Annotated in this window: 12 protein-coding genes; 8 read left to right on the forward strand and 4 right to left on the reverse strand. The window is 70.5% G+C overall.

Features of this window, described 5'->3' with window-relative positions:
* Positions 1–332 precede the first annotated feature (332 nt).
* Complete coding sequence (locus tag C3488_RS32665; protein WP_103844499.1) at positions 333–1,865, forward strand: FAD-binding oxidoreductase; 1,533 nt, start codon at positions 333–335, stop codon at positions 1,863–1,865.
* Positions 1,866–1,887: 22 nt separating this feature from the next.
* On the opposite strand, the gene C3488_RS32670 is transcribed toward C3488_RS32665, so the two are convergent.
* The 3 genes from C3488_RS32670 to C3488_RS32680 form a co-directional block, all read right to left on the reverse strand.
* Positions 1,888–2,589 (reverse strand): phosphatase PAP2 family protein, encoded by a 702-nt coding sequence (locus C3488_RS32670; protein WP_103844500.1) that lies wholly within the window; start codon positions 2,587–2,589, stop codon positions 1,888–1,890.
* A 281-nt stretch (positions 2,590–2,870) separates the two neighbouring features.
* Positions 2,871–3,878, reverse strand: coding sequence for a bifunctional lytic transglycosylase/C40 family peptidase (locus C3488_RS32675; RefSeq protein ID WP_258053807.1), 1,008 nt, complete (start codon positions 3,876–3,878; stop codon positions 2,871–2,873).
* A gap of 466 nt (positions 3,879–4,344) precedes the next feature.
* Positions 4,345–5,100, reverse strand: coding sequence for a serine protease (locus C3488_RS32680; RefSeq protein WP_103844501.1), 756 nt, complete (start codon positions 5,098–5,100; stop codon positions 4,345–4,347).
* A 466-nt stretch (positions 5,101–5,566) separates the two neighbouring features.
* Here C3488_RS32680 and C3488_RS32685 point away from each other — a divergent pair, with 466 nt between their 5' ends.
* The 7 genes from C3488_RS32685 to C3488_RS32715 all read left to right on the forward strand — a co-directional run bounded on the left by C3488_RS32685 (position 5,567) and on the right by C3488_RS32715 (position 14,822).
* Complete coding sequence (locus C3488_RS32685) at positions 5,567–6,922, forward strand: S53 family peptidase (RefSeq protein ID WP_103844502.1); 1,356 nt, start codon at positions 5,567–5,569, stop codon at positions 6,920–6,922.
* A gap of 560 nt (positions 6,923–7,482) precedes the next feature.
* The gene (locus C3488_RS32690) at positions 7,483–7,791 is read left to right on the forward strand and encodes a hypothetical protein (protein WP_043441655.1); all 309 of its coding nucleotides are present in this window, start codon (positions 7,483–7,485) and stop codon (positions 7,789–7,791) included.
* 220 nt (positions 7,792–8,011) lie between these two features.
* Positions 8,012–8,851: a hypothetical protein gene (locus tag C3488_RS32695; RefSeq protein ID WP_103844503.1), complete on the forward strand. Its 840-nt coding sequence runs from the start codon at positions 8,012–8,014 to the stop codon at positions 8,849–8,851.
* Positions 8,841–10,166: a hypothetical protein gene (locus tag C3488_RS32700; RefSeq protein ID WP_103844504.1), complete on the forward strand. Its 1,326-nt coding sequence runs from the start codon at positions 8,841–8,843 to the stop codon at positions 10,164–10,166. The genes C3488_RS32695 and C3488_RS32700 overlap by 11 nt, the downstream gene beginning before the upstream one ends.
* Positions 10,163–11,722, forward strand: coding sequence for an SCO6880 family protein (locus C3488_RS32705; protein WP_103844505.1), 1,560 nt, complete (start codon positions 10,163–10,165; stop codon positions 11,720–11,722). Before C3488_RS32700 ends, C3488_RS32705 begins: the two co-directional genes overlap by 4 nt.
* A gap of 7 nt (positions 11,723–11,729) precedes the next feature.
* On the forward strand, positions 11,730–13,154 hold the full coding sequence (locus C3488_RS32710; RefSeq protein WP_103844506.1) for an ATP-binding protein: 1,425 nt from the start codon (positions 11,730–11,732) through the stop codon (positions 13,152–13,154).
* 33 nt (positions 13,155–13,187) lie between these two features.
* Positions 13,188–14,822 (forward strand): type IV secretory system conjugative DNA transfer family protein, encoded by a 1,635-nt coding sequence (locus C3488_RS32715; RefSeq protein WP_103844507.1) that lies wholly within the window; start codon positions 13,188–13,190, stop codon positions 14,820–14,822.
* Between the two features lie 17 nt (positions 14,823–14,839).
* On the opposite strand, the gene C3488_RS32720 is transcribed toward C3488_RS32715, so the two are convergent.
* Positions 14,840–15,406 carry a GNAT family N-acetyltransferase gene (locus tag C3488_RS32720; RefSeq protein WP_103844508.1) on the reverse strand — a complete coding sequence of 189 codons (567 nt, stop codon included), beginning with the start codon at positions 15,404–15,406 and terminating at the stop codon, positions 14,840–14,842.
* Positions 15,407–15,506 lie beyond the last annotated feature (100 nt).

A 15,506-nucleotide genomic window follows, 5' to 3' on the forward strand; every position in this document is an offset into this window, starting at 1 on the left:
GCAGTTCACTTGCCCTGGGTAACCTTGTGGGAGTGGAGCAGCAGGACATCGCCGCCGGTTCCGAGAAGCACCGCACGACAACGGTCGAACAGGGCCGTTTCTGTGTGGCCCGGTGCAGTTGCGGCTGGCGGGGGCCGGCCCGCAGGGCCCGCAGCCTGGCGCGATCGGACGCGGAGGGGCACGAGGCCGGTTAAGGGTGTCCCCGAGCTCCGGTTCGACGCCGGACGTACGCTCCGCACCGCTCTCACCCTGTAGCGATTCTGTGGCACTCACCTGCGCAACCCTCCGCGACGAGCCCCCGTCTCGTTCTGCGGAACCCAAGGGAGGCGCACATGCAACGGCGTACGTTCATCGGCGGGGCCACCGCCGCGCTCGCGGCGACGGTCACCACCACCGCGTGCAGCGGCGGTGGTTCGGCCGGCATCGGCACGTCCCTGCGGACGGACAGTGCCGGCGTGCAGGCCCCGGCCAACTGGGCGGACCTGGCCAGGGACCTGGACGGCACCCTGGTGCGCCCCGGCGACCGCGTCTGGCCCACCGCCCGCCAGCTGTACAACACCCGCTTCGACGCGTTGAAGCCGGCGGCCGTGGCATACGTGGCGCACACCGACGACGTCCGCACCGCGCTGGCGTACGCGCGCGTGCACCGCGTCAAGGTCGCCATACGCAACGGCGGGCACTCCTACGCCGGTTGGTCCTCGGGGGACGGACGCCTGATCATCGACGTGAGCAAGCTGAACAAGATACGGGCGAGCGGCGGCGAGGCGGTCATAGGCGCGGGTTCCAAGCTGATCGACGTCTACCGCGCCCTCACCGCGAAGGGCGTGACGATACCCGCCGGTTCCTGCCCCACGGTCGGCGTCTCCGGCCTCACCCTCGGCGGCGGCCACGGAGTGGTCTCCCGGGCGTACGGGCTGACCTGCGACAGCCTCACCCAGGCGACCCTGGTCACGGCGGACGGCAAGCAGCTCGTCGCCGACGCCACCGAGAACAAGGACCTGTTCTGGGCCCTGCGCGGCGCGGGCAACGGCAACTTCGGCGTCGTCACCGAGCTCCGCTTCAGGACCCACCCGGCGCCGCAGGCCGTGTCGGCATACCTGACCTGGCCCTGGTCCAGGGCCGCCGCCGTGCTCAGGGCCTGGCAGGAGTGGGGGCCCGTCCAGCCCGACGAGATCTGGTCCTCCTGCCACCTCGAGAACGGCGGCACCCCCACCGTCTCCGTCGCCGCCTTCTCGCTCGGCACCTACGGCGAACTCCAGAACGCCGTCGACCGCCTGGCCGCCAAGGTCGGCGCCCCGGCACGCAGCGTCTCGCTCCGGCGCCACTCCTACCGGGGCGCGATGGAGGCGTACGCGGGCTGCTCCTCCTTCCCCACGGCCGCCCAGTGCCACCTGCCGGGCTCGACACCGGGTCGCAGCCCGCAGGGCGCCCTCGGCCGGGAGACGTACGCGGCCCGCTCCGACTTCTTCGACCACTCGATCCCGGCGGACGGCATCCAGACGATCCTGCGGCAGGTCGCACAGGTGCGGGGCGGCGCGGGCAGCGTCGCCTTCACCGCCCTCGGCGGCGCGGTCAACCGGGTGGCTCCGACGGCGACTGCGTTCGTGCACCGCCGGTCGCGGATGCTGGCGCAGTACATCGCGAGCTGGCGGGCCGGCACCTCCGGCGCAACCGCGCAGTCCTGGCTGAGTTCCGCGCACACGTCGATGCGCGGCTACGCGTCCGGGGCGGCGTACCAGAACTACGCGGACCCGTCCCTGACGAACTGGCGGAAGGCGTACTACGGGGACGCGGCCACGCGCCTCGCCCAGCTGAAGCACCGGTACGACCCGGACGGCTTCTTCACGTTCCCGCAGTCGCTGTGAGCGGCGCCCCAAGACGGGGAGCCTACGCCGCCAGGTCCCGGTCCTGAGGGCAGGACGGCTCGCGCCGCGCCCCGGAGATGACGGTCTCCGCGGCGCGCCCGCCGCGGGCCCGGATCAGCCGGCCGGCACGCGGTGAGCGTTCGACGGCCTTCATGACCGGGGTGAGCATCGCCGTGGCGAGCGGGGAGAGCAGCAGGGCGACGGCCGTGCCGAGGGCGAAGCCGCCGATGACGTCCGTCGGGTAGTGCACGCCCATGTAGACCCGGCAGAAGCCCTCGAGGAGCGCCAGGCCGAGACCGAGCAGCCCGAACTTCCGGCTCGCCACGAAGAGTCCGACGGCCATGGCCATGGTGAGCGTGGCGTGGTCGCTGACGAAGGAGTAGTCGGTCTTGCCGGCGACGAGGACGTCGAGCCCCTGGTGGTCGACGAACGGCCGGGGGCGCTCCACGAAGCCCCGGATCGGCACGTTCACCAGCACGGCGATACCGGCGGCCAGCGGCGCCCAGACGATCGCCGCCACGGACGACGCCGCGTCCTCATCTCCCCTGCGCCGCACGCTCGTCCAGCACCACAGGACGAGCAGCACCATGGCGAGCAGCAGACCCCACTCGCCGACGAACGCCATGACCCGGTCGAACCAGTGCGGCGCTTCCTTGGCCAGGCCATTGATGTCGTAGAGCAGATCGACGTCGGGGTTCGACCCTGACTCGGCCAGTCCAGCCATCGTGCGCGGCCCCTTCGTCGTCCGTCCCGTCCGCGGACGCGCCGTGCGCGCGCCGCTTCACCACCCCCGTGGTCGTAGATCCGCTCCACGTCGAGCCGGCTGCCGTACGTCAACGCTCTACGGGAGAAGGAACGCACAGTCCTGTTCCCCACGTTCCACATTCCACCGAATGATCACGCAGACGTTATCGAAGAGAGACACGTCTTCGCAGCTCACGGGGGTGGGTGTGAGGGAAGGTTCCAGCCAGGGCAGATCCGCGCATACGCCGTTCACATCCCGATTCACACCGTCGTGGGCAGCGCTTTCGCGCCATCCTCGGTGACACGCGTCGCCCCGAAGTAGTCGGAGCCGTCGATCGGGTCGAAACGGATCACGGCACCGGTTCTCGGCGCGTCGATCATGTAGCCGCCGCCGACGTAGATCCCGACGTGGTGGATGGCCCGGGAATCGGTCGGGTCGTGCGAGAAGAACACCAGATCGCCGGGGAGCAGCTCGTCGCGGCTGGGGTGCGGTCCGGCGTTGTACTGGTCGTTGGCGACGCGCGGCAGCGTGATGCCGACGCTCGCGTACGCGGCCTTGGTCAGGCCCGAGCAGTCGAAGCGTCCGCCCTCCTCGGGCGTGCCGTCGCCGCCCCACAGGTAGGGGGTGCCGAGCTTCTTCTGCGCGTAGTAGATCGCCCCGGCCGCCTGCTTGGAGGGGTCGAGCCGCTGGACGGGCGCGGCGAAGCTCTTCGCCAGGGTCGTGATGGTCCTGACGTAGTTCTGGGTCTCCTTGTACGGCGGCACGCCTCCGTAGCGGATGACCGCGTACGCCCCCGCGTTGTACGCGGCGAGCATGTTCTCGGTCGGGTTGCCGGGCTCGTCCTTGACGTAGGAGGCGAGCTTGCAGTCGTAGGAGGCGGCCGACGGGATCGCGTCGCGCGGATCCCACACGTCGGCCTTGCCGTCGCCGTTGCCGTCGATGCCGTGGACGGCCCAGGTGCCGGGGATGAACTGCGCTATGCCCTCGGCCTTCGCGGGGCTCTTGGCGTTCGGGTTGAAGCCGCTCTCCTGGTAGAGCTGGGCGGCCAGCAGCGCGGGGTTGATGGCGCTGCACAGGTTGCCCCACTTCTGCACGATCGCTGAGTACGCGGCGGGGACGGCGTTCTTGGCGAGGGCGACGGATCCTCCGCCGATGCCGTTCGCGAGGTTCCCGGCGACCGTGTAGACCCCGACGACGAGCAGCATCACGAAGCTCAGCGCGGCACCGACGGCTACGGTCGCCCAGATCCACGCCTTACGCACCGTCAACCGCCCCTCGCCGCCCGGGAGTACGCCGAGGGTCAGTGTAGAGGTGAGAGCTGTGCGACGGCCCGGAAAAGTCCTGGCCGTACGACGTGGACCGCAGAAGATCGGCCACCGGCGAAGGCCCCCTGGGGGCGGGGGTGCTGACCGCCTGATGGCGACGGCGGCCCTTACCGCCGGATGCGGCGATGGCCCTGCCTGCCGGACGCGGTGGTGGTGCCACGCGCCGGACGCGGCGGTGGGGGTACCCGTCGACTGCGGCGGTGGTGCCACCCGCCGACTGCGGCAGTGGTCCTCCCCGCCGGACGCGGCGGTGGTGGTGCTGGAACCCGCCTGTGAGGAAAGAGGCGCTGCCCGCCGAACCGGCGCTGGTCCTACCCGCCCAACCGGCGCTGGGGTCCTCCGCCGAACCGATGCTGGCCTTGCCCGCCGGACGCGGAACCCGTCCTACCCGCCGGACGCGGCGCCCCTCCTACCCGCCGGACGCGGTCCGGTACAGATCCGCGGCCTCGCGTCCGAGGACGACGCTGTAGGACACGTCCGGGGTGGAACCGCCCTGTTCGTGTCCGCCGAGGACGCCCACGACCTCGCCGTAGCCGTTCACCCAGGGGCTGCCGCTCGTGCCGCTGGGGAAGCTCGGGCAGTCGATGCGCTGCTGGGTCCTGCTGTGGACGGTCGGCCTGTTGGTGCAGGTGATCGGGGATTCCGCGGAGTCGGGGTAGCCGGTCACGGTGACGGCGGTGGCGCCGGTCTCGTGCCCGGTGACGAACTTGTTGCCCCCCACGATGCTCTCGACCTCGACGCCGCCGATGGACTCCACGGTGGCGAAGGCCACGTCGCTGTCCTCGTCCTGCCCACCGCTCCAGCGGTCGCCGACGAAGGTCCTGGTCACCTTCCACACGCCGTAGGGCGCCTTGCCGTCCCGGTAGCCCGGGGCGAACCAAAGGGTGTCGCCGCCCACGCAGTGCGCGGCGGTCACGATCAGGTTGCCGCGCTTGCTGTGCACGACCGAGGCGGTGCAGAAGTGACCGCCCTCCAGCCCGCCGGACGCGCCGAACAGCGCGCCGACGCGAGAGCTGGCCCGACTGGCCGGCGCCTGCACGGTCACGCCCAGCGGTCCGGGACCGCCGGCGGCCGCCGCCACGGAGGAGGACGTGACAGCCAGCAACACGACGGCACCGAAGAACGCGTGCCGGCGGTTGCCAGGGGGGCGTCTGATGCGGTTCATCACCTCTTACTGTGGCCTAGAAAGGTGAGAAAAACTCTTTGAGCACCCTGAAATTCCTCTATGAGGTCTCATTCCCGCAGCTCAACGGGGGCATTCGGCCCATACAGACTTCTTCCCTCCCATCACTGCGCACACGTGCGATGAACGTCAGTTCGAAATGAGCCCGCACCGCACCCCGCAGGCGGATGCGCGTAGACCCGCCCTCGCAGCGCTCTCAGGACCCCCGGCGCCCTCCCTGCGAGTCCCGTCAAGCCGGCACCACGCCCCCGCCATCCACCGGCCATCGACCGGTAAGGCGGACACCTCGGTTCGGCAATGCGGAAGTCAGGAATGCCGGAGGCCCTTGTTTGTCGCGTACTCAACAAGTCAGGGTTCGTCGCGGGCCGCCGCCTCGTCGCCGGAGACACCGAACCGGCGACGCACCCGCACGCACTTCCCTGTTCAATCCGACTCAGGAGAACGCACGTTGCGTACGACACCCCCCAACAGACCGGCCCGGCACGGAAGGTGGCGCCGCGTGGGCTCGGCCGCGGTCGCCACCGCCGCCCTCGTGTTCACCGGCCTCGGCACCGCGGCCCAGGCGGACGCCGCCGCCTCGGCGGCAACCTGGTCCGCGAAATCCTCCTCCGCCACGTCCGCATCGCCCAAGGTGACCTGGACCCGCTCCTGCGCCCTGCCCAAGAAGAAGGGCGAGATGGCCTGCAACGCCCTGCGCGTCACCGGCGGCATCACGGCCTTCCAGCGGCAGCAGGCCGAGGAGGAGGGCATCGCGCCCCGGGCCGTCTCCCCGAAGGCCGCCTCCGACTCCCCCACCGGCTACGGCCCCGGCGACCTGCAGTCGGCCTACGGCCTGACCGACGCCGCCGCCGCCAACGGCTCCGGCGAGACCATCGCGATCGTCGACGCGTACGACGACCCGAACGCCGAGTCCGACCTCGCCCAGTACCGCTCCTACTACGGCCTCCCGGACTGCACCTCCGCCAACGGCTGCTTCACCAAGGTCGGCCAGACCGGCTCCACCACGTCCCTCCCCTCCGCGGACAGCGGCTGGGCCGGTGAGATATCCCTCGACCTGGACATGGCCTCCGCCGTCTGCCCGAACTGCAGCATCCTGCTCGTCGAGGCCAAGTCCGCCTCGATGAGCAACCTGGGCACCGCCGTCAACGAGGCCGTCAAGCTCGGCGCCCGGTTCGTCTCCAACAGCTACGGCGGCTCCGAATCCTCCTCCGACTCGACGTACGACTCCTCGTACTTCAACCACCCGGGCGTCGCGATCACCGTGAGCGCGGGCGACGAGGGGTACGGCGCCGAGTACCCGGCCGCCTCCAAGTACGTCACCGCCGTCGGCGGCACCCGGCTCTCCACCGCATCCAACAGCCGGGGCTGGAGCGAGAGCGTGTGGAACACGAGCAGCACCGAGGGCACCGGCTCGGGCTGCTCCGCGTACGACGCCAAGCCGTCCTGGCAGACCGACTCGGGCTGCTCCAAGCGCATGGTCGCCGACGTCTCGGCCGTCGCCGACCCCGCCACCGGCGTCTCGGTCTACGACACCTACGGCGACGGCACCGGCTGGGTGACCTACGGCGGCACCAGCGCCTCGGCGCCCATCATCGCCGGGGTCTACGCCCTGGCCGGCACCCCCGGCAGCACCGACTACCCGGCCGCGTACCCGTACGCCGCGGCCGGCACGTCCGCCCTCAACGACGTCACCAGCGGCAGCAACGGCTCCTGCTCCACCAGCTACTTCTGCACGGCCCGGTCCGGCTACGACGGCCCGACCGGCTGGGGCACCCCGCAGGGGATCGGCGCCTTCACCCGCTGATCCCCCTCCCCCAACACACGACGGACGCCGTCAGCGAGTAAGTGGGGACTTACAGACGGCACCCTCCGGGAGACGGGCCGCGGCAACCAGCCGCGGCCCGTCGCCGTGCGTGCTCCCGGCACGTCCCGTGCTTCGACGCACACCCGTGCGATCTGACATGCCGCCACCCGACGCACATGCGCCCCCTGTTCAGGGATAGCCTTCCGCTCGTACGGGTGACACCCGAACGCCACGGGCCGACCGGTCGGCTCGCACCAGGGGTCGGCCATGCGCTCACGGCACAGAAGAAGTCAACGACGGAACCACACGTGGGGTTGCGCTGCGACTTCGTTGCCCGGCGTGACCTGCCGTGATACACACAGTGACCATACGCCCCTTCACACACCCGTCCACGCCCCTCGCGAGGGTCCCAAGCGGGCCGGATGCAAGGGACACATACGAAACCCGCCAATCAATGACGTCAAGTCGACATACGACAGCGGCATTGTCGGCGAGAATGGCCCTGACCTCTGCGACGGTGGCAGGGGGTACGGAACAACCCAACAGGGGCGGTGACTTACATGCATCTCGCGGCCGCAAAAGGCGACATCAACACGATCATCGGCGGTATCGCCCCAGACTGGGGACCGTTCGGCAGCCTGGGCAACGAGGCTCGCGTGATGGTCGAGGTGGTGATGGCCGTCGCCATCCTGCTCTGCCTGGCCATCGCGATCTGGGGCGCGGCCAAGCAGCGCATCGGCGCGACGGCCCTGCGCGACACGTTCAGCGCCGAGCAGGGCAAGGGTCTCATCATCGCGGGTCTGACCGGGGTCTTCATCATCGGCTCGCTGGGCACGCTGTTCACCATCGTGTACGGCATGGCCGTCTAGGCCCGGCCCCGGACCGCCGGGCCCCACCTGGCGCACCGCCAGTCCCCGGCCGGGCGCGCCCGGTAGCCCATCCGATCCATTCGTCCGTCGCGCCCACCGGCTGAGGTTGCGTTTCCCTGATGTCGAGTCACCACACCGCGTCCGCGCGGCAACCAGCACGGCTACCGTCGTACTTCTACGCGGTTCGAAACGGCCAACAGCTGAAGGGGGCGTACGCGGCGTGAGTCTCGGTGACGGTGCCTCCGGCGGAGGCGACACGGAGTACGGCGGAGTCGGGCAGACCCGCACCCGGCTGCCGGGCGGCCGGAGCGGTGACGTGTACGGGGGAGCCCGGCGGGGCCGGTCCTCGTCCCGGAGCCTGGTCACGGTGGTCGGCGTGGTCGTCCTCCTGATCGCAGCGATCGCCTTCGCGAACCGCGGGGACGGGGGTTCGTCCTCCGCGGACGGCAGCGAGCCCAGAGCGGGCTCGGCCCCCACGGCGGCTTCGGGCGCACGCCCGGTCCAGTCGAAGACCGGGGGGATCCCTTCGGGCTTCGCACATGATCAGCAGGGGGCGGAGTCGGCTGCGGCGAACTATGGAGTGGCGCTCGGTTCCACAGGCATGTTCGACACCAATCAGCGGCACGCCATCGTCAACGCCGTCTACGCCCCCGACGTAGCCGCCGCTCGCCAGTCGGCTCTCGACAAGGCGTACTCGAACGAGAAATTCCTGGCCAACATCGGCTTGACCAAGAGCGGCACGGCACCCAGCGGCGAGACGTTCGTCTCGCGGATCATCCCGGTGGGCACCAAGGTCACGAAGTACAGCTCCGACAGCGCGACCGTCGAACTCTGGTACACGTCGCTCTTCGGTCTGTCCGGCGACGGCTCCACCAACCCGGTGTCCGAGAGCTGGTACACCACGACCTACCAGCTGAAGTGGATCAACAGTGACTGGAAGGTCACCGACTTCACGCAGAAGGACGGGCCCGTTCCGGTCGGCCGCGACCAGAAGGCCTCCACCGCTGACGACATGAGCAAGGCCGTCGAGGAGTACGGAGGGTTCACGTATGCCCGCTAAGCGCCGCGTGCTCCAGGTCGCCGCCGCGGCCACGGCCGTGCAGACAGCCATGACACTGTTTGCCGCCCGCGCCCTCGCCGCGCCGAGCCCCTCGCCGTCGCCGTCGCCGAGCAACGACCCCTGCGACCTCATCCGGGGCCCCGCCAAGGACTACTGCGAAAAAGGCAACTCCGGCAGCCCCACCGGCGGCAACTCCCTCACCCCCGACAACCCCCTCGACCCCCTCTCCTCCCTCGCCAAGGGCTGCGCCGACGCCGCCGTCTCGACCATCAACAAGCTCAGTGAGGCCGTGCAGAAGACCGCCAACGTCGACTTCACGAACCCGCACTTCCTGCAGCAGTACGAAATCGTCTTCGCGGCCTCCACCATCCTCACCCTCGTGCTGTGGCTGCTGGCCGTGGCCAAGCGGGCCGTGCGCGGTGTTCCGCTCGGCACCGCCATCAGCGAAGCCGTCGGCTTCCTCTGGCTCACGGTGCTGGCCTCCGCCTTCACCCCGCTGGTCCTCTACACCGTCGTCTCGGCGACCGACGCCGTCAGCGACGTAATGGCCAAAGCCACCGGAAACCAGACGACCACGTTCTTCGGTGCGTTCGCCGGCGCGCTCAGCAAGGGCACCGACATCGGCGGCGGGCCGATCATGCTGATCATCGTGTCGCTGGTCTCGATCCTCGCCGCGGGCGTCCTCTACCTGGAACTCTTCATCCGGGCCGTCCTGCTCTACGTCGGCGCCCTGCTCGGAGTCGTCGTCTACTCCGGCCTCGTCGACAAGAACCTGTGGGGCCACGTCCGCCGCTGGGCGGGCATCATGATCGCCGTCATCCTGGTCAAGCCGATCATCGTCATCGTGCTCGGCCTCGCCGGCGCCCTGACCACCGACGGCGGCCCCGACGCCCTCGGCGCCGTGGTCTCCGGTCTCGCCATCATCCTGCTCGCCATCTTCTCGAGTGCCATGATCTACCGGTTCGTGCCCGGTTTCGGCGACGAGATCGTCAACTCCCGCAACAACCGCATCATGCAGGGCGCCGAGCGCAAGGCCGCCGCCGTCATCAGCTCCCCGGCGACCCTCGTCGCCCAGGGCATCAAGACCCACAGCACCCGCGCCGACAGCAACGGCGGCGCTACCGCGGGCGCCACCCAGCCACCCCGCCCCGCCAACCCGGCCTCCGGTGGTGTGGCCGCGCACAGCACCCGCACTCCGGGCGGCGGCGGAGCCGTCCCCTCCGCGCCCCCGCCCCGGACCAGCCCGGCCCAGACGCCACACGCCGGCAGCACCCGCAACAGCAGTACCAACCGCACGGGAGGTGAAGGGCGTTGACGACCGAGTCCCACGTGTCCCATCCGGTCACGCCCCGCCGTACATATCTGATCGGCCGCGCCCGGCCGAACGCGATCATCGGCCGGAACCGCGAGACCGGCGAGATCGCGCTCATCATCGCGGGCGCGTTCCTCGGCATGATGTGCGGGCTCCTCGTCCCCGTCCTGTCCCTGCGCATCGTGCTGCTGATGGGCTTCCCGCTGCTCGCGCTGGCCGCCGTGTACGTGCCGTACAAGCACCGCACGTTCTACAAGTGGTTCGAGATCAACCGCAGTTACAAGCGCACCCTGCGCCAGGGCGCGGCCTACCGCTCCGGGGCCATGGAGGCCGGCACCCGGCTCGACGGGCGCGAGGTCGAGATCGGGCCGCCCCCGGGCATCGGGCGCATCAGCTGGCTCGCCGCCCCCTTCGGGCCCGACGAGATCGCCGTCCTCCTGCACGCCGACCGCAGGACGGTCACCGCCGCGATCGAGATCGAGGGCCCCGGCGTCGGCCTGCGCGACAGCGAGGACCAGGAGGCCCTCGTCGACCGCTTCGGCACCCTGCTGAAGCACGTCGCGAACGGCGACGGCTTCGTCACCCGCCTCCAGATGCTGGCCCGCACCCTGCCCGCCGACCCGGACGCGCACGCCAAGGACGTCGCCCAGCGCGGCGACGAGCGCTCGCCGACATGGCTGAGGCAGTCCTACGACCAGCTGCTGTCCATGGTGTCCACCAGCAGCGAGCAGCACCGCGCCTACCTCGTCGCCTGTATGCACTACACCCGGGAGCTCGCCGCCGAGGCCCAGGCCATGGCGCGCGCCGCCCGGCCGCAGGGCGGCAAGAAGGTCGACCGGGACGCCGGGCTCGCGGTGGTGATGGCCCGCGAGCTGACGGACATCTGCTCCCGGCTCCAGGAGGCCGACATCCGTGTCCGGCAGCCGCTGGGGCAGGGACGGCTCGCCTCCCTCATCCACTCCATGTACGACCCGGACCACCCCATCGACCACATCCAGGCGATGACCCGGCGCAACGCCTGGCCCGCCGAGCTCGACGCCACGGAGCCCACCTACCTCCAGGCCAAGACCCGCGAGTCCTCCACCCGCGCCCCCTGGTGCCACGCCACCGCGTGGGTCAAGGAGTGGCCGATGACCCCGGTCGGCGTGAACTTCCTCGCGCCCCTCCTCGTCCACACCCCGGACGTCATCCGCACCGTCGCCGTCACGATGGATCTCGAACCCACCGAGGTCGCCATCGAGCGCATGCTCACCGAGAAGACCAACGACGAGGCGGAGGCGAGCCGCGCCGCCAAGATGAACCGCACCGTCGACCCCCGCGACATCGCCGCCCACTCCCGCCTCGACCAGCGCGGCGAGGACCTCGCGAGCGGCGCCGCGGGCGTCAACCTGGTCGGGTACATCACCGTCTCCTCCCGTTCCCCGGAAGCCCTGGCCCGCGACAAGCGGACCATCCGTGCCTCGGCAGGCAAGTCGTATCTGAAGCTGGAGTGGTGCGACCGCGAGCACCACCGGGCCTTCGTGAACACGCTCCCCTTCGCCACCGGCATTCGGAGGTAAGGCCCTGATGCGGGATCCGCTGTCCGTCCTGACCGACGCCTTCACGTCCTTCCTCTTCGGCAAGGTCGAGACGACCCGGCTGCCCGTCCGCACCTCCACGGGCCAGGCCCAGGCCGTCTACCTGCCGACGGCCGCACCCGGCCTCGGCGACTCCGGCGTCATCATCGGCCGCGAGGTCTACTCCGGGAAGGGATACATCTACGACCCCTTCCAGCTGTACGGCCAGCAGCTCCCGGCGCCGCACTGGCTCGTCCTCGGCGAGTCCGGCAACGGCAAGTCGGCGCTGGAGAAGACGTACGTCCTGCGCCAACTCAGGTTCCGCGACCGGCAGGTCGTGGTCCTGGACGCGCAGGGCGAGGACGGCGTCGGCGAGTGGAACCTCATCGCCGAGGAGCTGGGGATAACACCCATCCGGCTCGACCCGATGGCGGCCCTGGACCACGGCATCCGGCTCAACCCGCTCGACCCCGCGATCACCACCACCGGGCAGCTGGCCCTGCTCCGCACGATCATCGAGGTGGCGATGGGCCACGGCCTGGACGAACGGTCCGGCTTCGCCCTGAAGGTCGCGCACGCGTACGTCAACGAGACGATCGTCGAGCGCCAGCCCGTGCTCAGCGACATCGTCGAACAGCTACGGCACCCCGAGCCCGAGTCGGCCGAGGCGATGAACGTCGCCCTGGACGACGTACGGGCCTGGGGTCTGGATGTGGCCCTGGTCCTGGACCGCCTGGTCGACGGTGACCTCCGCGGCATGTTCGACGGCCCCACCACGGTCGGCATCGACCTCGACGCCCCGCTGATCGTGTTCGACCTGTCCCACATCGACCGCAACTCCATCGCCATGCCGATCCTGATGGCGATCGTCGGTGTCTGGCTGGAGCACACCTGGATCCGCCCCGACCGGAAGAAGCGCATCTTCCTGGTCGAGGAGGCCTGGCACATCATCAACAGCCCGTTCGTCGCCCAGCTGTTCCAGCGGCTGCTGAAGTTCGGCCGACGCCTCGGCCTGTCCTTCGTGGCCGTGGTCCACCACCTGAGCGACGTGGTGGACGGAGCGGCGGCCAAAGAGGCGGCGGCGATCCTGAAGATGGCGTCGACCAGGACGATCTACGCCCAGAAGGCCGACGAGGCACGGGCGACGGGCCGGGTCCTCGGCCTGCCGCGCTGGGCTGTGGAGATCATCCCGACGCTCACCCCCGGTATCGCTGTGTGGGACGTCAACGGCAACGTACAGGTCGTCAAACACCTCGTCACGGAGATGGAACGGCCGCTGGTCTTCACCGACCGCGCGATGACGGAGTCGTCGAGCGACCGCTTGGAGGACGACGCGCTGCACGCCGCGGAACTCGAGGCGGAGGAACGCGCGGCGGCGTTCGTCGAACAACGACTGAGCGATCTCGACGGCTCGTCCGAGACCACGGTGGCGTAGGGACATGGGCGACATGGGGTTCTTGGAGTCCCGATGAGACCAGGCATGGAGCGGCAGGAACGGCGGCAGGAAGGCCAGGGCGGTATCCCCGACGGGCTGTTGGTGGGACTGCTCGCCTTCCTGCTCGGCGTGACGGTGATGGTGTGGTCGGCCACGGGACTCGCGGGCTGGTTCGCCCGGGGCGCTTGGCCGCACGGCGTACGGATCAGCAGCACCCCGGTGGCCATGCGCCACCTGATCACCGAACCCCACGACATCACGAGCGCGTGGCCGGACACACCACCGGACCAGCTCCCCGGATACGGGCTGTTCTGGGGCCTGTTCATAAGCGAACTGATGGTGCTGTTCGTGCTGACGGTGTTCGCGATCGGCACGGTGGCACGGTGGAAGGCGGTACGGGCCCGCAGGAAGGCGGAGGCGGCGACCGGTACGCCGCACGGCGACGGGGCCGTGGGACCGCACGAGGACCTGGCCGTGGGACCGCACGGAGCGACGACCGGGAGACCGCAGGGGGCGGTGCCCGGCGTGGCGGCCGGTTCACTCACCGCCGGTGCCCCGCACTCGTTCCCCTACCCTGCCGCGGCTCCGGCCGCCGCACCCCTCCCCGAGCACCTCGGTACGCGACCGCCGACACCGGCCACCGGCCCGGTTCCCTCCACGGCAGGTGTCGAACAGGCCCTGCCCGTAGCCCCCGCACTCGCGGCCCCCGGCACCCCTGATCCTCCCGTCCCCGGCCCCCCGAGGGCGCCCTCGGTCGTCCTCGGCGGCCCGGACATCCGTCATCCCGTCGCCGCCCAGGCCGTGCGCGACGCGGAGGGGCCGGTGCTCGTCATCACCTCCAGCCCCGCCCTGTGGTCCGAGACCAAGGACGCCCGTGCCAAGCTGGGCCCCGTCCTCCTCTACGACCCCTCCCACCTGTGCGACACCCCGGCCCGGCTGCACTGGTCGCCGTCCGCCGGCTGCGAGGACAAGGCGACCGCAGCCGCACGCGCTGTGGCGCTGCTCGCCCCCGTCCGCCCCACGGCCCGCATCGACGAGGCGGTGGCCGATGTGGCGGAAACGCTCCTGCGGAGCTATCTGCACGCCGCCGCCATAGAGGGCCGAACCATCCGGCACATCCACCGCTGGGCCCAGGGCACGCAGGTCCAGGAGGCCGTCCGCGCCCTGCGGACGAACCCCAAGGCGTCGTCCGGCGCGGCAGGCGAACTGGAGGCCGCGCTGACCTCGCACCCCGAACGCAGGGATGTGGCACAGGAACTGACCGCCCGCGCACTGTCCTCGCTCTTCACGGTCAATATCCGCGAGGCATGCACACCCAATCGAAATGACAGCCTCGCCTTGGATTCCTTCGTCAACGAAGGGGGCACACTTTATGTGGTCGGTGAATCCATCGAGGACCCCCGCCAGCACCCCGGCGCCATGCCGCTGCTGACGGCCCTCGCCTCCAGCGTGGTCGAGCGCGGCCGCCGCATGGCCGAACGGTCATCCTCCGGTCGCCTCGACCCACCACTCACCTTCGTCCTGGACGACGTGGCAGCGGTGGCCCCGCTGCCCCAGCTCCCGGATCTCCTGACGGCGGGACCGGCTCAGGGCCTGCCGACCCTGGCCCTCCTCCGTTCCAGGGAACAGGCCCGCAGCCGCTGGCCCCAGTACGAGCTGCCCGTCTAGTCGTCACCGGCGGCCGTCTACGGCCGCTCGATCACCATCTCCAGCTCGCGCTCGTCGCCGGCCCCGGACAACGGCACGGTGACCCCGCTCGGCACAAACCCCGCCTTCCGATAGAACGCCTGGGCCCGGCCGTTGTCCTCGTGCACGATCAGCCGCACCCGCTCGGCACCGAGACTCCAGGCCCATTCCAGGGCCTCGTCGAACAGCACCTCGGTCAGCCCGCACCCCCGATGCTCGGGGCGCACGTACACGCCGACGACATGCCCCTGCCGCCGGTCGACCGGAAACCCCGCCCAGTCCTTCGTACCGGCCTCCTCCACGAGCACGGTGACCGTCCCGACCCACTCACCGTCCGGCCCCTCCGCGACGAACTGATGTGCGCCGGCCGCTCCTTCGGCACCCCCGGCCGCACGCTCCTGCCAGAAGGAGTCGGGCCTGGCCAGGGCCTCGTCGTACGTCTCCAGGAAGGCGAGGTGTGCCACTGGGTCCTGGAGCGCCTGGAGCCTCAGCGCCTTCGCAGCGGGCCACTCCTCGGCGCGTATGGCGCGAACGACGTATGTCTCAGCGATCTCGGGACTGCTCATGGAGGCAACCGTACGTCACCCGTCGCCGGCCCTGCTGCGGGACGCGAAAAAGCCCCGACTCACCGGGATATACCCGGGAGTTGGGGCTTTTTCTCAAGAA

Source organism: Streptomyces sp. Ru72 (assembly GCF_002920635.1).
In the GTDB taxonomy this organism is placed as follows: domain Bacteria; phylum Actinomycetota; class Actinomycetes; order Streptomycetales; family Streptomycetaceae; genus Streptomyces.